The 20,502-nt window shown below is 60.4% G+C and carries 20 protein-coding genes; 6 read left to right on the forward strand and 14 right to left on the reverse strand.

The features are described from left to right. Nucleotides 1-2: 2 nt before the first annotated feature. Complete coding sequence (locus SULPSESMR1_RS19815) at nucleotides 3-986, forward strand: 2-hydroxyacid dehydrogenase (RefSeq protein WP_089422804.1); 984 nt, start codon at nucleotides 3-5, stop codon at nucleotides 984-986. Here the strand turns inward: SULPSESMR1_RS19815 and SULPSESMR1_RS19820 are convergent. The 5 genes from SULPSESMR1_RS19820 to SULPSESMR1_RS19840 are packed head-to-tail and all read right to left on the reverse strand — an operon-like array spanning nucleotide 983 to nucleotide 4,263. After that, complete coding sequence (locus SULPSESMR1_RS19820; protein ID WP_089422805.1) at nucleotides 983-1,300, reverse strand: NIPSNAP family protein; 318 nt, start codon at nucleotides 1,298-1,300, stop codon at nucleotides 983-985. The genes SULPSESMR1_RS19815 and SULPSESMR1_RS19820 overlap by 4 nt on opposite strands. Before the next feature lie 9 nt (nucleotides 1,301-1,309). Next, entirely contained in the window at nucleotides 1,310-2,026 is a 717-nt protein-coding gene (locus SULPSESMR1_RS19825) for a FadR/GntR family transcriptional regulator (RefSeq protein ID WP_089422806.1), read from the reverse strand. Between the two features lie 14 nt (nucleotides 2,027-2,040). Then, entirely contained in the window at nucleotides 2,041-2,736 is a 696-nt protein-coding gene (larB, locus tag SULPSESMR1_RS19830) for a nickel pincer cofactor biosynthesis protein LarB (RefSeq protein ID WP_089422807.1), read from the reverse strand. Then, a complete protein-coding gene (locus tag SULPSESMR1_RS19835; protein ID WP_089422808.1) occupies nucleotides 2,729-3,514 on the reverse strand; it encodes an adenine nucleotide alpha hydrolase in 786 nt (261 codons plus the stop codon). The genes larB and SULPSESMR1_RS19835 overlap by 8 nt, the downstream gene beginning before the upstream one ends. Next, a complete protein-coding gene (locus tag SULPSESMR1_RS19840) occupies nucleotides 3,511-4,263 on the reverse strand; it encodes a FadR/GntR family transcriptional regulator (protein ID WP_089422809.1) in 753 nt (250 codons plus the stop codon). Before SULPSESMR1_RS19840 ends, SULPSESMR1_RS19835 begins: the two co-directional genes overlap by 4 nt. 266 nt (nucleotides 4,264-4,529) lie before the next feature. On the opposite strand from SULPSESMR1_RS19840, the gene SULPSESMR1_RS19845 reads away from it, so the two are divergent. The 5 genes from SULPSESMR1_RS19845 (at nucleotide 4,530) to SULPSESMR1_RS19865 (ending at nucleotide 11,288) form a co-directional block, all read left to right on the forward strand. Continuing rightward, nucleotides 4,530-5,492, forward strand: coding sequence for a TAXI family TRAP transporter solute-binding subunit (locus SULPSESMR1_RS19845; protein WP_089422810.1), 963 nt, complete (start codon nucleotides 4,530-4,532; stop codon nucleotides 5,490-5,492). 85 nt (nucleotides 5,493-5,577) lie between these two features. After that, nucleotides 5,578-7,452, forward strand: coding sequence for a TRAP transporter permease (locus SULPSESMR1_RS19850; RefSeq protein WP_089422811.1), 1,875 nt, complete (start codon nucleotides 5,578-5,580; stop codon nucleotides 7,450-7,452). Nucleotides 7,453-7,473: 21 nt separating this feature from the next. Continuing rightward, nucleotides 7,474-9,174 (forward strand): thiamine pyrophosphate-dependent enzyme, encoded by a 1,701-nt coding sequence (locus SULPSESMR1_RS19855; protein WP_089422812.1) that lies wholly within the window; start codon nucleotides 7,474-7,476, stop codon nucleotides 9,172-9,174. Nucleotides 9,175-9,184: 10 nt separating this feature from the next. Next, nucleotides 9,185-10,627, forward strand: a complete 1,443-nt coding sequence (locus SULPSESMR1_RS19860; RefSeq protein ID WP_089422976.1) for an FAD-binding oxidoreductase — start codon at nucleotides 9,185-9,187, stop codon at nucleotides 10,625-10,627. 31 nt (nucleotides 10,628-10,658) lie between these two features. Further along, entirely contained in the window at nucleotides 10,659-11,288 is a 630-nt protein-coding gene (locus tag SULPSESMR1_RS19865; RefSeq protein WP_089422813.1) for a glutathione S-transferase family protein, read from the forward strand. On the opposite strand, the gene SULPSESMR1_RS19870 is transcribed toward SULPSESMR1_RS19865, so the two are convergent. From SULPSESMR1_RS19870 to SULPSESMR1_RS19910, 9 genes are all read right to left on the reverse strand, one after another. Continuing rightward, a complete protein-coding gene (locus tag SULPSESMR1_RS19870) occupies nucleotides 11,285-12,061 on the reverse strand; it encodes a carbohydrate ABC transporter permease (RefSeq protein ID WP_240311193.1) in 777 nt (258 codons plus the stop codon). The two genes, SULPSESMR1_RS19865 and SULPSESMR1_RS19870, sit on opposite strands and share 4 nt — an antisense overlap. Nucleotides 12,062-12,069: 8 nt before the next feature. Next, nucleotides 12,070-12,927 carry a carbohydrate ABC transporter permease gene (locus tag SULPSESMR1_RS19875; RefSeq protein ID WP_240311194.1) on the reverse strand — a complete coding sequence of 286 codons (858 nt, stop codon included), beginning with the start codon at nucleotides 12,925-12,927 and terminating at the stop codon, nucleotides 12,070-12,072. Beyond that, nucleotides 12,924-14,075 (reverse strand): iron-containing alcohol dehydrogenase, encoded by a 1,152-nt coding sequence (locus SULPSESMR1_RS19880; RefSeq protein WP_089422815.1) that lies wholly within the window; start codon nucleotides 14,073-14,075, stop codon nucleotides 12,924-12,926. Before SULPSESMR1_RS19880 ends, SULPSESMR1_RS19875 begins: the two co-directional genes overlap by 4 nt. Further along, complete coding sequence (gene glpK, locus SULPSESMR1_RS19885) at nucleotides 14,032-15,519, reverse strand: glycerol kinase GlpK (protein WP_089422978.1); 1,488 nt, start codon at nucleotides 15,517-15,519, stop codon at nucleotides 14,032-14,034. Before glpK ends, SULPSESMR1_RS19880 begins: the two co-directional genes overlap by 44 nt. A gap of 79 nt (nucleotides 15,520-15,598) precedes the next feature. Further along, nucleotides 15,599-17,320 (reverse strand): ABC transporter substrate-binding protein, encoded by a 1,722-nt coding sequence (locus SULPSESMR1_RS19890; protein ID WP_089422816.1) that lies wholly within the window; start codon nucleotides 17,318-17,320, stop codon nucleotides 15,599-15,601. A 72-nt stretch (nucleotides 17,321-17,392) separates the two neighbouring features. Then, nucleotides 17,393-17,665 (reverse strand): DUF2160 domain-containing protein, encoded by a 273-nt coding sequence (locus SULPSESMR1_RS19895; RefSeq protein WP_089422817.1) that lies wholly within the window; start codon nucleotides 17,663-17,665, stop codon nucleotides 17,393-17,395. Nucleotides 17,666-17,680: 15 nt separating this feature from the next. Continuing rightward, complete coding sequence (locus SULPSESMR1_RS19900; RefSeq protein ID WP_089422818.1) at nucleotides 17,681-18,553, reverse strand: carbohydrate ABC transporter permease; 873 nt, start codon at nucleotides 18,551-18,553, stop codon at nucleotides 17,681-17,683. A 3-nt stretch (nucleotides 18,554-18,556) separates the two neighbouring features. Then, complete coding sequence (locus SULPSESMR1_RS19905) at nucleotides 18,557-19,426, reverse strand: carbohydrate ABC transporter permease (RefSeq protein ID WP_089422819.1); 870 nt, start codon at nucleotides 19,424-19,426, stop codon at nucleotides 18,557-18,559. Continuing rightward, nucleotides 19,426-20,502, reverse strand: coding sequence for an ABC transporter ATP-binding protein (locus SULPSESMR1_RS19910; RefSeq protein WP_089422820.1), 1,077 nt, complete (start codon nucleotides 20,500-20,502; stop codon nucleotides 19,426-19,428). Before SULPSESMR1_RS19910 ends, SULPSESMR1_RS19905 begins: the two co-directional genes overlap by 1 nt.

Genomic DNA, 20,502 nt, shown 5'->3' on the forward strand with positions numbered 1-20,502 from the left:
GCATGGGTGCACAGACCACAAAAAACAACGGCGGGCTGATCGGGCCCGTCGCCGTGCTTGAGCCACTGCCCGCCGACATGCAAGCGATGGTGCGCAGCTATGCTACCGGACTTGATCTGCGCTTTGCGCCCTCTGCATCAGACGCGGATTTCGCCGCCACCGTGCAAGGTGCGCCCTATATTGTGGCGCGCAGTCTGGGGCTGTCCGCCGCAACATTGCAACAGGCCGACGCGGTGCGTCTGATCCACCAATGGGGCACCGGAACCGACGGTATTGCAGTAGATGTCGCACGCGCACGCGGTATTCCCGTCGCCCGCAGTCCGGGGCTGAACGCGCCGACGGTGGCCGATCTGACGCTTGGGCTTATGATCGCCACGCTGCGCCGCATCCCGCAAATTGACCTCGCCACCCGCAATGGCGCTTGGGCTCCGCCCGCGCTGATCTCGGGCGCGCGTGACCTGAACGGCATGACCGTGGGGCTGATCGGCTTTGGCGCAATCGGACAACAAGTGGCCCGCCGTCTGCAAGGCTTTGATTGCAACGTCGTCTATTACCAGCGGTCCGGTCCCGTCCAAGGCCGCAGCGAACGTTATGCTACGCTGGACGAGATTTTCAGCACCTGCGACCTGATCAGCCTGCACGCGCCGTTGACCGACGGCACACGGAATCTGGTGGGCGCTGCCCAACTTGCGCAAATGAAGGCGGGTTCGTTTCTGGTCAACACCGCGCGCGGCGGGCTGGTGAACGAGGCCGCACTGACCCGCGCCCTGCAAAACGGCCCCCTTGCCGCAGCAGGTCTGGATGTCTTTGCCCAAGAGCCGGTGAACCCCGACAACCCCCTGTTACAATTGGACAATGTCGTCGCCCTGCCCCACGTCGGCGGGCGCACCGATGACAATATCGCGAGAATGGTGGCCCATTGGGCGGCCAATATCCGTGCATTTGACGCAGGCCATCAGATTGATCCCGGCTGTATGGTGACCTAGCCTTCTACGAAGGGAGCAGGCGTCAGGATCTTGTTGATCTGACTAACCAGATAGCCCGCCTCGGCGCTGCGTTTCAGATAGTCCTGCCAATCGGCGTCCGCCGCCAGTTGTTTACGCCGCTCGGCGCGGTCGGTAGCGTCGTCATAGCGCCAGACATGCACGAAAGAATTTACGTCCCCGGTTTCGACCTGCGCAAACATCACCGGCACCCCCAAAATCCGCCGCTGGGTCGGATAGCCATAGGTGCCGTAAAGCTCCAGATGCTTTTTGATCATGCCGGGGCGGCAGATATAGGTGCGATGATCGTAAATCATGGGTGTTCCTCAGGTGTTGCTGCTGTGGTCGGTGACCCGCTGGCGGGCTTGCAGCAGGTGATAGGACATCGACACGCCCGCCGCCTCGCTGTCGCCGGATTTGATTGCTTCCAGAATTTGCCGGTGCTCGCGCATCACTGTGTCGATCCGCGCTTGGGATCCTTCGCGCGTCAGCTTTTGGGCCACGTCGATGGCTTGGGTCACCGCGTCACGGGTGCTGTCCAGCATGATCGTGAACACATGGTTGCCCGATGCCTCTGCGATGGCGCGGTGGAACAAATAGTCGGCCTCGACCGACGGCGTGCGCGCCTGCATCGACGCTTCAAGCTCGGCCAACTTGCTTTCGATCCGGGCGATGTCCTTCTGGCTGGCACGCAGGGCGGCCATGCGGGCGGTGGCGTGTTCCACCGTCATCCGCGCCTCCATTGCGCGCATCAGTCCAGCCACCGATCCGGCATTGGCAAATTCGATCAGTTTTTCGGGCGGACGGCGGCGCACGAACGATCCAACCCCGCGCCGCGCTTCGACCAACCCGTCCTCTTGCAGTTTGCGCAACGCCTCGCGCACCACGGGGCGCGACACGCCAAAGGCGGTGGCAATCTGGTGTTCAGAAGGCAGGCGTTCACCCTGTTTTAACGTGTTCGAAACGATCTGCTCCAAAATCTGGCCGTAAAGCTGGTCTGCCAGCGTCTGCCGCTTCTTGATCATCAGCTTCGGAGTGTCCATCCGCTGCCCTCCTATCATCCGGCCACCGCCACGCGGCGCATCATGTTGGCGAAACGCACGGCAGCCGTCGCCGCCCCGTAACCGTTGTCGATATTCACCACCGTCACACCTGCGGCGCAACTGGCCAGCATCGCATCCAGCGCCACACGTCCGCCCGTGGCCACCCCGTACCCGACCGAGGTCGGCACACCGATCACCACACCGGGCACCAGCCCCGCCAGCACCGAGGGCAAGGCCGCATCCATTCCCGCAAAAACAATCACGATGCCCATCTGCCGCAATTGCTCTTCACGGGCCAGCAGACGCCACAAACCTGCGACGCCCACATCGGAAATCGCTGTAGCATCCAGACCGCTGTAGGCCAGCACGCGCTTGGCCTCGGACATCGGACCAAAATCCGAGGTGCCCGCACTGACCAACGCGATGTGCGGTGTCTGCGCCAGCGCGGGAATGTCGCCCAGAATACCGGTGCGCGACAGGGCGCAATAATCCAACGACTTGCGCAAATCCTCTGGCAGGCTGGCGTGCTGCGCAGGGTCCAGACGGGTCAGCAACAACCGCCGCCCTTCGGTCACGGCATCACCCAGAATGGCCGCAACCTGCGCGTCGGTCTTGTGTCCGCACAGCACGGCTTCTTCTATGCCAATCCGGTCCGCGCGCTGGCGGTCGAAAGTCACATGAGGGTCTGCGTCATTTCCGCTGTCAGACATGAACAAACGTGCTCCCTTGTTGATAGGGCTGCACCGTAACGGGCAGATCGCCCCCGATTGCGGTCTGCGCCATCCGTTGCAAACCGGCGCGGCGTTCCGCACTCAGAGCGTTAAAAACACCCCCGTCCAGTGCTATCACCCAGCCGCTGTGCATCCGGCGGCAGCGCAGGGTGATATTGCCCAACGCATCCCGCAACAGGGTCTCCACACGGTCGATCGTTGCCAGTTCGTCCGGCTCCACCCGCAGGCCGGTTTCGATCCGGCTGGCCAGACATGGCGCCGCGGGCAGTTCGGCCAGTTCCCCCAGACCCAAGATACGCGCCAGCGCCCGCACGTCCGCCTTAGTCATATCCGCATCAACAAACGGGTGCAGCACGTTGTGTTCATCCGCCGCGATCAAGCCGGGGCGGTAATCGGCAAGGTCATCGGTGTTAGTCCCTGCCGCCACCACATCGCCCATCTGCGACAGGGTACCATACAGGTTCACCTTGCAGAAATAGCAGCGGTTCACCGGATTGGCGCGATAGGACGGGTCGTCAAACTCACCGGATTTCACCAGTTGCAGGGTCAAACCCCGTTCGGTTGCAAATTCATGCACCCGCGCCGTCGCTGCGGCGGGCACCGCAGGCGAAACCGCATGGCACAGCGTCACATTGTCCGCCCCGCGCACCAAAGCCGCGGCCGCCGACAGGGTCAGGCTGTCAATGCCCCCGCTCAACGCAACAGTCAGCGAATCCGGCCTGCTCAGTGCTTGATGCAATGCGGCTGGCAGTGTCATGCGCCTGCTGCTTTCACGGGTCGCAGATTACCCAAAAGACGCTGGCTGGACAGTTGCAGATGCAGCCGCATCCGGTCGCGCGCCAGATCGCCGTCGCCAGCGACAATGGCTGCGGCAATATCATGATGCTCGGCCACCGCATCGCGGCTGTTGCCACCACGCTCCACCGCCTTCAACCGCCCTGCCAGCATGGTTTCGCGCAGGCTGGCACCCAAATAGTTAAACAATCCCAGATAGTAGTCATTGCCCGTGGCATCCGAAACCGCCCGATGAAAGCGCAAATCCGCCTCGACCCCTTCGGACACACCCGAGGTGCCAACGCCGCTGCGGTCGAACATGTCGGCGGCCGCCTGAATTTCGGCGCGGTGTGCGTCGCTGGCCCGCGCAGCGGCAAAGGCGGCAGCTTCGATCTCCAGCCCCATGCGCAATTCCAGTATATGCGACAGCTTACGCAGGCTTTCCACGTCCTGTTTGTCGATGGCAAAACCCATTTGCGGGCGGTCACTGGATACAAAAGCCCCGCGCCCCTGCTGGCTGGACAGCATCCCTTCGGCCTTCAAACGCGATACGGCCTCGCGCACCACGGTACGGCTGACGTTCAGATCTTGCGCCAATGTGGTTTCCGAGGGCAGCATAGACCCCACGGGCCACGCGCCGTTCACCACGTTGTGGCGCAGCACATCGGTCACCTGGTCGCCCAGCGTGGCCCCCCGGGCAAGGGGGGCGGACATATCGAATAAATCACTCATCTGGTTGCCCCTTTTACAAGATTGATACAGCTGTATGACAAGTTGTCAATATCGATGACAACCGCTGAGAACCGGTCATTTTCCCTGCTTTCCCCAGCATTCAACATGACAGCAGAGCCATCTTTCATGGATTTTTGTATTTTTATTTGACAAGTTGACCAAAGCGGCACAACCTGCCCAAACGCTGGCACACCCGTGCCACCACAGGAGGATCAAGCCCGCAAACCAGCGGGTCTTGGCTATTTTCGAACTCGGGAGGGGTTTTCATGTTCTTGTTTTCCAAAGCGGTCCGTCACACTACGGCGGCCACTCTTATCTTCGCCGCCGCAGGCTTTGCCGCGCAGGCCGAAGAATTTGTCATGGCCACAGGCCAGCAGGGAGGATCGTGGTATCCCGTTGGCGGCGCGATCAAGGCGATTGTCGAGCGTGAGCACCCCGACATCACCATCACCGTTACACCCGGCGCCGGTGTGTCCAACGTGGTTGGTGTGGACGCGGGTCGTTTTGCCATCGCATTTGCAAACTCGATCTCGACCGTGGACAGCCTGTCCGGCAAAGAGCCGTTCCGCAAACCCACCACAAATGTCTGCAACCTTGGCACGCTGTATCCGCAGTATTTCCAGATTGTCGCGCTGGCCGATTCAGGCATCAAAACCGTGGCTGACATGAAGGGTAAGGATCTGACCACCCAACAGCTGGGCAACACAGGCGAATTCCTGACACGCGAACTGCTGTCGACCGCCGGTCTGACATATGACGATATGGGCAGCGTTGCGCACACATCCTATTCCGACTCCGCCTCGCAGATGAAAGACGGTCACGCCGACTTTTTCACGCTGGGTTCGTCTCTACCGACTGGATCGGTGATGGATCTGGCCTCGTCTCGCGAAATTTCGCTGGTTGATGTGGACCCCGAAACATTCAAACACTTCAAAGATCAGAACGCCGCCTTCCAGCTGCGCGAAGTCAAAGCAGGCGCCTATCCGGGTTTCGATGAAGTCGTGCACGCCATCAGCTACGACACGCATATGGTTGCCCCTTGCGACTATAACGGCGACACCATCAAGGCCGTGCTTAGCGCGATTGCAGACAACAGCGAAAGCTTTGGCGCAATCAGCAAAACGATGGCAAGCCTGACAATCGAGGAAATGGCGACCGACATCGGCGTGCCCTTCCACCCCGCAGCCAAGGAATTCTATGCCGAACGTGGCGTAGCAGGTATGGAATAATCCAGCCCTGGCATTCTGATCGGGCGAGGCCGGTGGCCTCGCCCTTTTTCGGCTTCAACCTTTACCAACTGCGCGGGGACATCCCATGAGCCTGTCGATTCTCACCGACAAGATGCCTATTTTTGCCAGGATTTCACGGCTGATGCTGATCGGCATGGCCATGTGGCATCTGTATGTGGCTTTTGCCGGCCCCCCGAACCCTTACATCATGCGCGGCGTCCACGTGGCGCTGGCGCTGGTGCTGATCTATTTGACAACTGACCGCCGCGGCGTGCGCACAGACACGCCAGGCTGGCTTGACGTGATCCTTGGTGTGGTTGCGATGGGCACCGCACTCTATCCGTCGTTCAACCTAAATTACATCACCCAGCGGTTCCTCTACGTCGATCCGCTGCTGCCCGTCGACATCGTGGTTGGCATCACGCTGGTCGTGCTGCTGCTCGAGGCAACCCGCCGGATGCTGGGGCCGATGCTGCCGATCACGGCGATTGCGTTCATGGCCTATGGGCTGCTGTTCACCTCGACCCTGCCATCGGTGATCCTTGAGCAGCTGTTCATGACTCCCGAAGGCATTTTTGGCATCCCGATCGCGGTCTCTGCCACCTATATGGTGCTGTTTATCTTGTTCGGCTCTCTGGTTGAAAAGATGGGCGTGGGGCAGTTGTTCATGGATTTTGCCGTCGCCCTCACAGGCCGTCAGGCCGGTGGACCGGCCAAGGTGGCCTGTGTGACTTCGGGTCTGTTCGGCTCGGTCTCGGGCTCGGCAGTGGCCAACGTGATGACCACGGGTACATTCTCGATTCCGTTGATGAAACGCATGGGCTTCAAGCCCGCCTTTGCTGGCGCGGTCGAAGCCGTGGCATCGACCGGCGGGCAGATCATGCCGCCGGTTATGGGCGCTGCAGCCTTTGTGATGGCCGAATATCTGGGCGTCGGTTACCTGACGGTTGCCAAGTACGCGCTGGCCCCTGCGGTCCTGTTCTATGTGGCCCTCTTTGCCGCCGTCCACTTCGAAGCAAAACGCAAAGGCATCGGATCGGTCCCGAAAGAAGACCAGATTCCGATCAAAAAGGTACTAAGCGAACGCGGCCACCTGTTCCTACCGCTGATCGTCATCGTTGGCGTTCTGGTGATGGGTTATTCGGCACCCTATGCGGCACTTTGCGGGATCATCTCGGTCGTGCCGGTGGCTGCCATGCGCAAATCCACCCGCCACTATGTCACCATCGAAAATATTCTGGATGCCCTTGAAAACGGCGCGCGCAACGTGCTGTCGATTGCCGCGGCCTGTGCCTGTGCGGGCATCGTCGTGGGTGTCATCGACATCACCGGACTTGGCCTGACCTTCTCGAACTTCGTGATCGAAGCTGCCCAAGACCGTCTGGTGATCGCGCTGCTGTTGTCGATGGTTGCGGGCATCATCCTTGGTATGGGGATGCCAACCACGCCTGCCTATATCGTTCAGGTTGCCCTGCTGGTACCTGCGCTGGTCAAACTGGGCGTACAAGTCGAAGCAGCACACCTGTTTGTGTTCTACTTTGCCATCCTGTCGGCCATCACCCCCCCTGTTGCTATGGCAGTCTATGCGGCCAACACCCTGTCTCACGCCAAGATCGTCGAAGCCAGCTGGGCAGCGGTCAAGCTGGGTGCCACGGGCTTTATCGTGCCGTTCATGTTCGTCTATGAACCTGCGATCCTGATGCAGGGCGACTGGGTGCATATTGCCATCGTTATCACGCAGGCCACGATTGGCGTCATCTTTCTGGCGGCAGCATTGCAGCGGTACTTCTTCGGGCGGATGGATTTGATCACGTCGGCGGTGCTGTTTGCTGCATCCTTGTGCCTGATCTATCCAGATTACCGGATCACGCTGGTGGGTCTTGCGATTGCAGGCAGTGTTCTGGCACTGCAAAAGATACGTCACCGCCATGCGGCGACACCTACACCAGCCAATAACTGAACCGAACGGAGCGTATTCCACATGACCCAGACCACCAAAAACAAGAGCCGAACCGGCGGACAGGTTCTTGTTGACCAGCTTTTGATCCACGGGGCCGACACCGCTTATTGCGTGCCCGGCGAAAGCTATCTGGAAGTGCTGGATGCGCTGCACGACGTGCAGGACAAGTTCACCCTGATCAATGCCCGCCACGAGGCTGGGGCCGCAAACATGGCCGAAACCTATGGCAAGCTGACCGGCCAGCCCGGCATTTGCATGGTCACGCGCGGGCCAGGTGCCTGCCATGCTGCTATCGGGGTGCATATCGCCCAGCAGGACAGCACGCCGATGATCCTGCTGGTGGGTCAGATCGCCCGCGACACAACCGACCGCGAAGCGTTTCAAGAAGTGGATTATCGCGCCATGTTCGGCCCCATCGCCAAATGGGCAACCCAGATCGACGACGCCAACCGCGTGCCCGAATACATGGCCCGCGCGTTCCGCGTTGCCACATCGGGCCGCCCCGGCCCCGTAGTCATCGCCCTGCCGGAGGACATGCTGACCGACGTGGTCGATGTAGCCGACGCGCGCCCTTACACCGACACGCACGCTGAATTGTCCAATGACAGCTTTGAGGCGCTCAAGGCCGAAATCGCAAGCGCCGAACGCCCGCTGCTGCTGCTTGGCGGGTCGGGCTGGTCCGACGACAGTGCGGCGGCGATCACCCGTTTTGCCGAGGTCAACAAAATCCCCGTAACAACGTCTTTCCGCCGTCAGGACATCGTTAACAACCTGTCGCCGGTCTTTGCGGGCGATTTTGGCACGTCGACCGCGCCCAGCCTTTATGCGCACCAGAACAACGCCGACCTGCTGGTGGTAATCGGCGCGCGTCTGGGCGAGATGACAACCAAAACCTATACCACAATCACCCCGCCCAATCCGGCCGTACGTCTGGTGCATCTGTATCCCGACGCCGACGAAATCGGGCGCGTCTATTCCCCCGATCTGGGTCTGGCCGCCGCCCCCGCATCCGTGGCCGCAGCCCTGCAAGATGTCGATCTGGGCCGCGCCGACACTTGGGGCAACTGGTGCGACACCTTGCACAACGACTACCTGACCGACTCTGAAGCGCCAAACGGTGACGGCTGGGAACTGGACATGGGCGTGGCCCTGACCCAGATCCGCGACAGCCTGCCCGACGACATGGTGGTCACGCTGGATGCCGGCAACCACACCGGCTGGGCACAACGCTTCCTGCGCTTTGGCCGTCCGGGCCGCATCATCGGATCGACCTGCGGTGCGATGGGCTATTCCGTGCCCGCCGCCGTGGCCGCATCGCTGGCCAATCCCGACCGGCTGGCGCTGTCTTTTGTCGGTGATGGTGGTTTCATGATGAGCGGCAACGAACTGGCCACAGCCGCGCAATATGGCGGCTGCCCGATCGTGCTGGTGTTCAACAACGGCGTTTACGGCACCATCCGCATGCATCAGGAACGCGACCACCCCGAGCGCGTCTCGGGCACCACGCTAAAAAATCAGGATTTTGTCAAAATGGCCGAAGGTTTGGGTGCCCACGCCGAACGTGTGACCAAAACCACCGATTTCGCCGCCGCGTTCGAGCGTGCGCGCGCGTGTGGCCGCCCTGCAGTGATCGAACTGGTGACCAACCCCGAACAAATCTCGACGCGCACCACGATCACCAAACTGCGCGATGCCGCACGGCAAAAAGCAACCGCCGGATAAGGATCCGCCGATGTCCCCCTCTCCGAACGCCTCTGCCGCTGTCGTGGCAGAGGGCCATTCCAAGCTGATTACCCTGTTAAGCGATGCTATCGGTGCCACCTATGTGGTGACAGACCCCGCCGCCATGATGGGACGCTTGGCCGAGGATCGCGGCCTCTACACCGGCACCGCAATTGCCCTCCTGCGCCCCGCCTCGACTGACGAGGTCGCCACTTGTGCGCGCCTGTGCGCGGCGGCGGGCGTGGCCATCGTGCCCCAGGGCGGCAACACCGGACTGGTCGGCGGTGGCGTCGCCAATGGCGGCGTGATCCTTGCCACCGACCGTCTGAACCGCGTCCGTGACGTGGACCCGACCAACGCCACGATGACCGTCGAAGCGGGCTGTATCCTTGCCAATATCCAGCAGGCCGCCGATGCCGTCGACGCGCTGTTTCCACTGTCGCTGGCGTCCGAAGGATCCTGCCAGATCGGCGGCAACCTGGCGACAAACGCAGGCGGCACCGCCGTTTTGCGCTATGGCAACATGCGCGAACTGGTGCTGGGGCTGGAAGTGGTCCTGCCAGACGGTCGCGTGTTGAACGACCTGAACCTGCTGCGCAAGAACAACACCGGATACGACCTGCGCAACCTGTTCATCGGGGCCGAGGGCACGCTGGGCATTATCACCGCCGCCGTCCTGAAACTGTTCCCCAAACCGGTCACCCGCGCCACCGCATTCGTGGCCTGCGACGGGCCGGACAGCGCGCTGGCCCTCTATACACGGATGCGCGCACAGAATGCCGACACGCTGTCGACGTTTGAATATGTCGAACGCATGGCCCTGCAAATGGTGCTGGACCACGCCCACGGCTGCACCGACCCGATGGACGCCGTCCATCCCGCCTATTGCCTGATCGAACTGACCAGCGCCAATGCCCAGGACACGCTGGACGCCCGTATGGAAGCCGTCCTCGAAGCGGCCTTCGAGACGGGCGAGGTGCGTGACGCGGTCATCGGCGCATCCGAGTCGCAAAAAGACGCGCTTTGGGCGCTGCGCGAACATCTGTCGGAATCACAAAAGCCCGAAGGCGCTTCGATCAAGCATGACGTTTCGGTGCCGGTCTCGCGGGTCGCGGATTTCATCACCACCGCCAAGGCCGCTTGCCTCGCACATATGCCCGACATGCGCCCCTGCCCCTTTGGGCACTTCGGCGACGGCAACCTGCACTTCAACCTGTCGCGACCCAAGAATATGGACGACACGACCTTTCTGGCCGAATATCCCGCCTTCAACCGCATCGTGCATGACATCGTGCACGAGATGCACGGAGCGATCTCTGCCGAACACGGCATCGGACAGGTCAAACGCGCCGAGCTGCGCCGCTATAAAGACCCCGTTGCGCTGGAGCTGATGCAGCAGTTGAAATCGGCCATCGATCCGGCCAACATCATGAATCCGGGCAAGGTGCTGTAGCGCGCCGCCCCCACCTGGAAAGGGACCACAGATGATCGACCTTTACACATGGACCACCCCGAATGGCCGCAAGGTCTCGATCCTGCTGGAAGAACTTGGCGTCGACTACACCGCCCACGCTATCAACATCGGCAAGGACGAGCAGTTCGCGCCCGAGTTCCTGAAGATCAGTCCCAACAACAAGATCCCCGCCATTGTCGATCGGGACACCGGGACGTCGGTGATGGAGTCGGGGGCCATCATGTTTTATCTGGCTGATAAGCATGGAAAATTCCTGCCCTCCGACGCGGCGGGCCGTGCCGAGGTGATGGAATGGCTGATGTGGCAGATGGGCGGACTTGGCCCGATGGCCGGACAGGCGCACCACTTTTTGCACTTCAACCGCGGCAAAGCCCCCTATGCTGAAGAGCGTTACGCCGCCGAGGTCAAACGCCTGTACTCTGTACTGAACACCCGACTGGAAGGGCGCGACTATATTTGCGGCGACTATTCCATTGCCGACATGGCCTGCTGGCCGTGGGTGTCGCGTTATGAATGGCAGGGCGTCGATCTGGCCGATTTCCCGAACCTGCGCGCATGGTATCAGCGCCTGCTGGCCCGTCCGGCGGTGCAAAAAGGGTATCATGTGCCCAAACAGATGGGCGAAATCCCCGCCGGCTAGGCCCGCAACTGGAACCCCCGCGCAATATGGTTCCGCACGAACCAGATCAACGCAACACCGGGCACCAGTGACAGAACCATCATCGCCATCACCAGCCCGATATCGGTCTGAAAGGTAAACAAAGCGTCAATCGCCATGGTGATCGGCTTGCCCCCCGTCGATGTCAGAATGCGCGCAAACACCACCTCGACCCACGAAAAGATAAAGCAAAAGAAACACGCGACCCCGACGCCGGGTGCAATCACCGGCAACAGGTGGACGACAAAGAAACGCGACAGCGAATTGCCATCCAGAAACGCGGTCTCGTCAAACTCGCGGGGCACGGCCGAGATAAAGCTCTCTAGAATCCAGATCGCGATGGGAATGTTGAACAGGCAATGCACCAGCGCGATGCCAAATGATGAATTCAGCAGCCCCAACCGCGCGAACAGCAGGAAAATTGGCAGTGACAGCACTACGGGCGGCGTGATCCTGAACGCCAGCAGCAGCAAAAACACGTGACGGTCCCCGACAAAGCGATAGCGCGACAGAGCATAGGCCGCAGGCAGCGCCACGATCAGCGTCAGTATCACATTGGCCGTCACATAGGTCAGCGAATTGTGCAGCGACGCCACCAGCGCGGGGTTGTCGAAAATGTTGCGATAATTCACCAGCGACCAGTCGCCCACCGTCACGCCCGGGTGCGGCAGTGTCACTGTCAGACTTAGCACAATCGCCTGCATCAGCGGCCCGATGATGAACACTGCCAGCAGCGCAAAGGCTAGCGTGCGCATCACACCCCTCATCGGACCTCACGCTGCATGGCGACGCGAAACAGCCACGCCACCGTCAGCACCAGCAGGAAATACAGCACCGACCGCGCGGCGGCAGGCCCGTAGTTGAACGCGTTGATCTCTTCACCCAGTTCCAGCGAAAGGAATGCGGTGGCCCCCATCGGCCCGCCTGCATTGATGCCAAAGGCCTCGACATAGATCATCAGACTGTCGATCACCCGAAGCAGCAGCGCCATCAGCAGCACGGGCCTGATCTTGGGCAGTTGGATGTGCCAGAACACCTGCGCCCGCGACGCGCCGTCGATGCGCGCAGCTTGGTAATAGGACAGCGGAATTGCCGACAGACCGGAATAGGTCAATATCACCACCAGCCCGATCCAGTGCCAAGTGTCCACCGTCACCAACAGCGCATAGGTGTGTACCGCATTGAATTTATAGTTGAAATCGAACCCGATGGCGTCGAACACCTGTGCGACCGTCCCATAGGTCGGATGCAGCAGGTTCAGCCAGATCATCGGGATCAGGTTCCAAGGCACCACCAGCGGGATCGCCACCAGCATCAGCACCAGACTGCCGGTCAGCCGCCCGCGCGGGATTATCAGCGCAATGCCGATGCCCAGCGGAAACTGCACCAGAACCACCAGCGTCGAAAACAGCATGCTGCGTCCGAGGGCGGCGTACAGGTCACTCGTGCCAACCAGCTCCGCGAACCATTCGGTGCCCACCCAGAACCGGCTTTGCAGGGTGAAAATGTCGAAGAACGCATAGTTGAACACCGCCATCAGGGGCACCAACCCGACCACTGCCAGCACGGTCATCGCAGGCAGAACCAGCAGCCACGCGCGGTTGTCGGTGCGTGGGGTCACAGGGCCGCTTTCAGTATGGCTTCGTATGTCTCGATCGACAGCGGCACGGCGTTTTTCTGGCTCGACGATGCGACACTGCCCAAACGCGCCAGTTCGGGCAAGCCATCGCCTGTCGCCCCGAAATCAGCCAGTCGCGGCAGGCCCTGCGCGTCGATCCATGCGGCCAGACCCGACAGCGCATCGCCGTTTTCTACCGGTGCGAAGACGGCAGCAACCTCGGCGGCGCAGTGCTCTACACCGCGCGCACCCGCGTTTGCCCGCATCACCGGCACCAGCAAACGCCCGCACAACGCCCCGTGCGGAGCACCCAATCGTGCCCCCAGAACCGCCGCCAATCCGTGCGCCGCACCCAATCCGCCGTTTGCCAACGCCACGCCACTGGCCAGCGACGCCCACGCCATCGCGGGCCAGCCCGCCACATCGCCCGTCACCACAGTACGCAGCGCACCCAAGGCCTCGGGCAACGCCTGTGCGGTCAGCGCGCGGGTAAAGGGCGTGGCCACTACCGAGGTGTGCGCTTCGATCAGTTGCGTCACCGCATCAAGCCCCGCGTGTAGGGCAACCGAACGCGGCGCGCCTGCCATCAGGTCGGGATCGACCAGCGCATGATCGGGAAACAGCGCGCGGCCCCGAATGCTCAGCTTGGTGCCCAAACTCGGCACATCCAGCACCGCGTTTTTCGTGACTTCTGCACCTGTGCCCGCGGTCGTGGGCAGTGCGATCAGACGCACATTGGCGCGTCGCTCCAGCAGCGCGGGGTCGATCTGGCCAAAGTCTTCTGTCAGCCGCATGCCCGATCCTGCCAGCACCGCCAATACCTTGCCCGTGTCCAGAACCGACCCGCCGCCGCAGGCCACAACCGTTTGAACCGCGATGCCGTCCAGCGCATCAAGGGCGGCGTTGATGCTGGCGACCGATGGCTCTCCGGCACAGCGGATCACCTGCGCTACGTCGCCCAGCATCGCCAACACCGGATCAGAAGCAGCCCCGCTGGAACCTTGTACAAAAATCACCGGATGTTGTACAAAATCGGGCAAGGCTGCGGCACTGCCCGCGCCAAAGGCGATTTGCACGGGGCAGTCGATCGCAAAGGGCGTCACGGGATCAATACCGCAACGTCGCATCAACAGCGCGTTTCCAGTTGGCATATTTCGCTTCGCGGGCCTCTTCGCAGAGTGTCGGTTCAAACTGCCGGTCCAACGCCCATTGCTTGGCAAACGCCTCTTGATCGGGCAGCGCGTCAGCTTGCATTCCGGCCAGCCACGCAACACCCAATGCGGTGGTTTCCAACACGCGGGGCCGGTCCACAGGGGCGCCGATGATGTCTGACAGAAACTGCATCGCCCAGTCCGACGCGCTCATCCCGCCATCGACACGCAGCACCCTGTGGCCACCGTCGTCTGTCCAGTCGGCATACATCGCTTCCAGCAGATCGCGGGTCTGGTAGCCGACACTTTCCAACGCTGCCTTAGCCAGTTCCTCGGGGCCGGAATTACGCGACAGGCCGAATATCGCACCGCGACAATCGGGGTTCCAATAGGGTGCACCAAGACCGGTAAAAGCTGGCACCAAAATCACGCCTTGTGTGGGGTCTGCTTTTTCAGCCAAGGGTTGCGTCTGCGATGCCTCGCGGATGATCTTCAGCCCGTCGCGCAGCCATTGCACCACGGCTCCGGCCACAAAAATAGACCCTTCCAGCGCATAGGTCGGCTTGCCGTCCAGCTGATAGGCAATCGTCGTCAGCAATCGGTTGTTCGACCGCACCGGCGTTTCGCCTGTGTTCAACAGCGCAAAACACCCCGTGCCATAGGTCGATTTCATCATGCCGGGTTCAAAACAGGCCTGACCGATGGTCGCCGCCTGCTGATCGCCCGCAACGCCCATGATCGGGATTTGGCGGCCAAACAGGTCGGAACGGGTGTGCCCGAAATCGGCGGCACTGTCGCGCACCTGCGGCAGCATCGACACCGGAATACCCATCAGATCACAAATCGTCTGGCTCCAGCGCCCCTTGCGAATGTCATACAGCATCGTTCGCGCAGCATTGGTGGCGTCGGTCGCATGGACCGCCCCGCCGGTCAGCTTCCAGATCAGATAGCAGTCAACCGTGCCAAACAGCAGATCACCCGCTTGCGCTGCAGCACGCGCGCCGTCCACGTTGTCCAGTATCCACTTCACCTTGGTCGCGGAAAAATACGGGTCCAGCAACAGTCCGGTGCGGTCGGCCACCATATCGGCATGCCCAGCATCCCGCAGCGATTTGCAGAACTCGGCGGTGCGGCGGTCCTGCCAGACAATCGCGTTATAGACCGGCTTGCCGGTGGTCTTGTCCCAAACCACGGTGGTTTCGCGCTGGTTGGTGATACCGATGGAAATGATGTCCTTGGCATCAATGCCCGCGCGTTCGATGACAGCGCGGCATGTGCCTGCGGTGGTGCTCCACAAATCCGCAGGATCGTGTTCGACCCAGCCGGATTTGGGAAAGATCTGGGGAAATTCCTCTTGCGACGTCGCTTTCAAATTCAGCGTTTCGTCAAACAGGATGGCACGGCTGGATGTGGTGCCTTGGTCGATCGACAGGATGTATTTCATTGCGGCCACATATGTCTGGATCAAAAGGGCAAAACGGGGGGCCAGATATGGCCCCCCGCAGTATCATGCAAATCAGGATTTATTCCCAGGATTTGATCAGCTCGTCATAAGCGACGGTCTTTGGCTCTTCGTCTTCGTTCTCCAGCTTGGGATAGGGCGCGCCGGGCTGCTCGAACCAGTGTTCGGCGCTTTGCTCTTCGTTCAGCTTGGGACCAAGCTCGCCTTGGACACCGGCACGTTCCAGACGCTCAAGCACGCGTTCCTGATCGGAACATAGCGCGTCCAGCGCCTGCTGGGGTGTCTTGGCACCGGACATTGCGTCGCCGATGTTCTGCCACCACAGTTGCGCCAGCTTGGGATAATCCGGCACGTTTGTACCAGTGGGCGACCATGCCACACGCGCGGGCGAACGGTAGAATTCCACCAGACCACCCAAACGGGGTGCGCGTTCGCTGAAGTGATCGCTGTCAATCGTGGATTCACGGATAAAGGTCAGACCCACATCCGATTTCTTCAGATCAACAGTTTTCGACACAACGAACTGTGCATAAAGCCAAGCGGCCTGTGCGCGGTCCACGGGCGTCGATTCCATCAAGGTCCAGCTGCCTGCATCCTGATAGCCGATCTTCTGGCCCTCTTTCCAGTAAACACCGTGGGGCGAAGGGGCCATGCGCCACTTGGGTGTGCCGTCTTCGTTCATCACGGGCAGTCCGGGTTTTACCGTGTCGGCAGTGAACGCCGTATACCAGAACATCTGTTGCGCGACGTTGCCCTGCGCGGGGATTGGGCCCGCTTCCGAGAAGGTCATACCGGCAGCAGCAGGAGGCGAATAGTTCTGAAGCCATTCAATCGCCTTGGTCACCGCATAGACCGCCGCAGGCGAGTTCGTCGCGCCGCCGCGTGTCACGCATGAACCGGTCGGTTGCGACTGTTCGTTGACGCGAATGCCCCATTCATCCACCGGCAAGCCGTTGGGCTCACCCACATCGCCCATGCCAGCCATCGACATCCACGCATCGGTGTAACGCCAGCCCAGACTTGGGTCTTTCTTGCCATAGTCCATGTTGCCATAGACTTCGCCGGTTACATCCATGTGCGACAGATCGCGACCGGTGAAGAACTCTGCAATGTCTTCATAGGCCGACCAGTTGACCGGAACGCCCAGATCATAGCCATATTTCTCTTTGAAATCGGCCATGTTCTTTTCGTCGTTGAACCAGTCATAGCGGAACCAGTACAGGTTCGCGAACTGCTGGGTTGGCAGCTGGTACAGCTTGCCATCGGGGCCGGTGGTGAACGACGTGCCGATGAAGTCTTCCAGATCCAGCGTCGGCAGGGTCACGTCCGCGCCTTCACCCGCCATCCAGTCGGTCAGGTTGCGCACCTGCTTGTACCGCCAGTGCGTGCCGATCAGATCGCTGTCGTTGATATAGGCGTCATAGATATTCTCGCCCGACTGCATCTGTGTTTGCAGCTTTTCAACCACATCGCCCTCACCGATCAGGTCGTGGGTCACGTTGATGCCGGTAATCGCAGTGAATGCGGGGGCCAGAACCTGACTTTCGTATTCATGCGTGGTGATGGTTTCCGACACCACTTTGATGTCCATACCGGCAAAAGGCTTGGCCGCGTCCACAAAGAACTGCATCTCGGCCTCTTGTTCGGCGCGCGACAACGTCGACACCTCTCCGATTTCCGCATCAAGGAACGCTTTCGCGGCCTCCATATCGGCAAACGCAGGGCTGCCAAACAGTCCCAGCGCAACGGCAACCGCCGTTGAGGATTTCAGTGAAATATTCATAATGTTTCCTCCCTTATGAATGTGGGTACTTTCGTGGTCGCAGCAGGCCCCACATGCCCACGCGCCCGTCACTTACACCCAGCGAAACACCGCTGCGGCGTAGATCAGACAAACAATCAACGCATAGGGTTGCGCGGCCCCGACCAGCCCCAGCCAGCCAAGATTGATAAACGCACTGCCCAAAAGCGTGATAAACAAACGGTCCCCGCGCGTTGTCTCCATCCCCAGCACGCCACGGCGCGGTGTTTCGGGAAATTTAAGTGCAAGCACCGTAAAGGTGACCAGCAGTGACGCGATGACCATAAAGAAAATCGCAGTCGGCCATGTCCAAGCCATCCAGTCCATGTGTCGGCCCTCCCTTCAGACCCGCCCGAGGGCAAAGCCCTTGGCGATGTAGTTGCGCACGAAATAGATGACCAAGGCCCCCGGAACGACGGTCAGAATACCCGCCGCCGCCAGCACACCCCAGTCGATGCCGCTGGCCCCTTGGGTCCGTGTCATGATGGCGGCAATCGGCTTGGCGTCCACCGTGGTCAGCGTGCGCGATAGCAGCAGTTCGACCCACGAGAACATAAAGCAGAAGAACGCAGCGACCCCGATGCCACTGGCGATCAGCGGCATGAAAATCTTGATGAAAAAGCGGCCAAAGCTGTAGCCGTCGATATAGGCGGTCTCGTCGATCTCTTTGGGCACGCCGCGCATGAAACCTTCCAGAATCCACACCGCTAGCGGTACGTTGAACAGACAATGCGCCAACGCCACCGCGATATGGGTGTCGAACAGACCCACCGAGGAATACAGTTGAAAGAACGGCAGCGCAAAGACGGCAGGCGGCGCCATGCGGTTGGTCAGCAGCCAGAAGAACAGATGCTTGTCCCCCATGAAGCTGTAGCGTGAAAACGCATAGGCCGCAGGCAGCGCCACAGCAAGGCTGATGGTCGTGTTCATCACCACATAGATCATCGAGTTGACATAGCCCATGTACCACGCCGGATCGGTCAGGATCGTAGCATAGTTGGCAAAAGTCAGATCACGCGGCCACAGGGTGAAACTGTTCAAAATCTCGGTGTTGGTTTTAAGGCTCATGTTCAGCAGCCAATAGATCGGCAGCATCAGGAACAGCAGATAGACCGTCATCACGATGGCCGACCCTTTGACCCGCATCCGGCGTTTGGTACCGCCTGCGGTCAGGTTGCCCGGAAGGGCGTCGGGTTGGGTGGTTGCGTCGGTCATCCCTTATCCCTCCTTGTTGTCCAGCGTGGTCATCACGGTGTAAAACACCCATGAGATCAGCAGGATCACCAGAAAATACATCAACGAGAACGCAGCGGCAGGTCCAAGATCGAACTGCCCCAACGCCATCTTGACCAGATCAATCGACAACAACGTGGTCGCATTGCCCGGACCGCCACCTGTCACCACGAACGGCTCGGTGTAGATCATGAAACTGTCCATGAACCGCAGCAGAATGGCGATCATCAGCACGCCCGCCATCTTGGGCAGCTCGATAAAGCGGAACACCTTCCAGCGGCTGGCCTGATCGATCTTGGCCGCCTGATAATAGGCATCGGGGATGGATTTCAGCCCCGCAAAGGCCAGCAGCGCCACCAGCGATGTCCAGTGCCAGACATCCATCACCACCACGGTGGCCCATGCAGCAAAGACATCCTGCGTGTAGTTGTAAGAAATGCCCATCTTGTCCAGCGTATAGCCCAGCAGGCCAATGTCGACGCGTCCGAAAATCTGCCAGATGGTGCCGACCACGTTCCACGGGATCAACAGCGGCAGCGACATCACAACCAAACAAAAGCTGGACCAGAAGCCCGATTTGGGCATGTTCAGAGCCACGAAGATGCCCAGCGGAATTTCAATTGCCAGAATAATCCCCGAGAACATCAACTGACGCCCCAGCGCATTCCACATGCGATCCGAATGCAGCATTTCCTCGAACCACTCCAGACCGGCCCAGAAAAACTGGTTCTGCCCGAATGTGTCCTGCACCGAGTAGTTGACGACGGTCATCAACGGGATGACGGCGGAAAAGGCGACCAGCAACAGTACCGGCAGCACCAGAAACCATGCTTTTTGATTGACTGTCTTGTTCATCAGGCGGCCTCTCCCTGTTGGCGCCAGTCATCGACATAGACGTTGACCTGCGCGGTATCGAACGCAATGCGCGTCATGTCCGGCGTGATACTGGTGCCTTCTGCGGCAACGATGTTGATTTCGTTTCCGAACAGGTCGGCACGGATGATCTTGTGACGGCCCACATCCTCGACGCGACGCACCTTGACCGGCAAACCATCGCCTTCGGTCAGGGCCACAAACTCGGGCCGCACGCCCAGCTTCACGTCACCGCTCAGTGCCGCGTACCGCTGCCCCAATACCACCTGCGCACCATGCACAACTGCAGACGTGCCCTCGACCGATGCAGGGATCAGGTTCATACCGGGAGAGCCGATGAAATACCCCACAAAAGTATGCTCTGGCCGCTCGAACAGCTCTTGCGGTGTGCCGATCTGAACCACGCGCCCGTCATGCATCACCACCACCTTGTCGGCAAAGGTCAGCGCCTCGGTCTGGTCGTGCGTCACATAGATCATCGTGTGCCCGAATTCGTGATGCAGCGATTTAAGCTGGGTGCGCAGTTCCCATTTCATATGGGGGTCGATCACCGTCAGCGGCTCGTCGAACAGCAATGCGTTCACGTCCTCGCGGACCATGCCGCGCCCCAGCGAAATCTTTTGCTTGGCATCCGCCGTCAGACCACGGGCGCGCTTGCTCAGCACATCCTCCATGCCGATCATTTCCGCGATCTTCTGCACCCGCTCGGCCACATAAGATGCGCTTTCGCCACGGTTGCGCAGCGGAAACGCCAGATTGTCGCGCACGGTCATCGTGTCGTAGACAACCGGAAACTGGAACACCTGCGCGATATTGCGGTCGGTAGTGCTGGATCGGGTCACATCCTTGCCATCGAACAGGATGCGCCCCTGACTGGGATGCAGCAGCCCCGAGATGATGTTCAACAACGTCGACTTGCCACAGCCCGAAGCGCCCAGCAGGGCATATGCTTCACCGTCGGCCCAGTCGTGGTTCAACTCCTTCAGCGCAAAGTCGGCTTCGGATGTCGGCTTGGGCAGGTAGGAATGTGCCAGATTGTCCAATGTAATCTTTGCCAT

Source organism: Pseudosulfitobacter pseudonitzschiae, from assembly GCF_002222635.1.
GTDB classification, from domain to species: Bacteria; Pseudomonadota; Alphaproteobacteria; order Rhodobacterales; family Rhodobacteraceae; genus Pseudosulfitobacter; species Pseudosulfitobacter pseudonitzschiae_A.

What these genes read in the sequence shown, in the direction of transcription:
- SULPSESMR1_RS19815 (WP_089422804.1), top strand. Translation starts at nt 3, where the DNA reads ATGGGTGCACAGACCACAAAAAACAACGGCGGGCTGATCGGGCCCGTC.
- SULPSESMR1_RS19820 (WP_089422805.1), bottom strand. Translation starts at nt 1,300, where the DNA reads ATGATTTACGATCATCGCACCTATATCTGCCGCCCCGGCATGATCAAA.
- SULPSESMR1_RS19825 (WP_089422806.1), bottom strand. Translation starts at nt 2,026, where the DNA reads ATGGACACTCCGAAGCTGATGATCAAGAAGCGGCAGACGCTGGCAGAC.
- larB (WP_089422807.1), bottom strand. Translation starts at nt 2,736, where the DNA reads ATGTCTGACAGCGGAAATGACGCAGACCCTCATGTGACTTTCGACCGC.
- SULPSESMR1_RS19835 (WP_089422808.1), bottom strand. Translation starts at nt 3,514, where the DNA reads ATGACACTGCCAGCCGCATTGCATCAAGCACTGAGCAGGCCGGATTCG.
- SULPSESMR1_RS19840 (WP_089422809.1), bottom strand. Translation starts at nt 4,263, where the DNA reads ATGAGTGATTTATTCGATATGTCCGCCCCCCTTGCCCGGGGGGCCACG.
- SULPSESMR1_RS19845 (WP_089422810.1), top strand. Translation starts at nt 4,530, where the DNA reads ATGTTCTTGTTTTCCAAAGCGGTCCGTCACACTACGGCGGCCACTCTT.
- SULPSESMR1_RS19850 (WP_089422811.1), top strand. Translation starts at nt 5,578, where the DNA reads ATGAGCCTGTCGATTCTCACCGACAAGATGCCTATTTTTGCCAGGATT.
- SULPSESMR1_RS19855 (WP_089422812.1), top strand. Translation starts at nt 7,474, where the DNA reads ATGACCCAGACCACCAAAAACAAGAGCCGAACCGGCGGACAGGTTCTT.
- SULPSESMR1_RS19860 (WP_089422976.1), top strand. Translation starts at nt 9,185, where the DNA reads ATGTCCCCCTCTCCGAACGCCTCTGCCGCTGTCGTGGCAGAGGGCCAT.
- SULPSESMR1_RS19865 (WP_089422813.1), top strand. Translation starts at nt 10,659, where the DNA reads ATGATCGACCTTTACACATGGACCACCCCGAATGGCCGCAAGGTCTCG.
- SULPSESMR1_RS19870 (WP_240311193.1), bottom strand. Translation starts at nt 12,061, where the DNA reads ATGCGCACGCTAGCCTTTGCGCTGCTGGCAGTGTTCATCATCGGGCCG.
- SULPSESMR1_RS19880 (WP_089422815.1), bottom strand. Translation starts at nt 14,075, where the DNA reads ATGCCAACTGGAAACGCGCTGTTGATGCGACGTTGCGGTATTGATCCC.
- glpK (WP_089422978.1), bottom strand. Translation starts at nt 15,519, where the DNA reads ATGAAATACATCCTGTCGATCGACCAAGGCACCACATCCAGCCGTGCC.
- SULPSESMR1_RS19890 (WP_089422816.1), bottom strand. Translation starts at nt 17,320, where the DNA reads ATGAATATTTCACTGAAATCCTCAACGGCGGTTGCCGTTGCGCTGGGA.
- SULPSESMR1_RS19895 (WP_089422817.1), bottom strand. Translation starts at nt 17,665, where the DNA reads ATGGACTGGATGGCTTGGACATGGCCGACTGCGATTTTCTTTATGGTC.
- SULPSESMR1_RS19900 (WP_089422818.1), bottom strand. Translation starts at nt 18,553, where the DNA reads ATGACCGACGCAACCACCCAACCCGACGCCCTTCCGGGCAACCTGACC.
- SULPSESMR1_RS19905 (WP_089422819.1), bottom strand. Translation starts at nt 19,426, where the DNA reads ATGAACAAGACAGTCAATCAAAAAGCATGGTTTCTGGTGCTGCCGGTA.
- SULPSESMR1_RS19910 (WP_089422820.1), bottom strand. Translation starts at nt 20,502, where the DNA reads ATGGCAAAGATTACATTGGACAATCTGGCACATTCCTACCTGCCCAAG.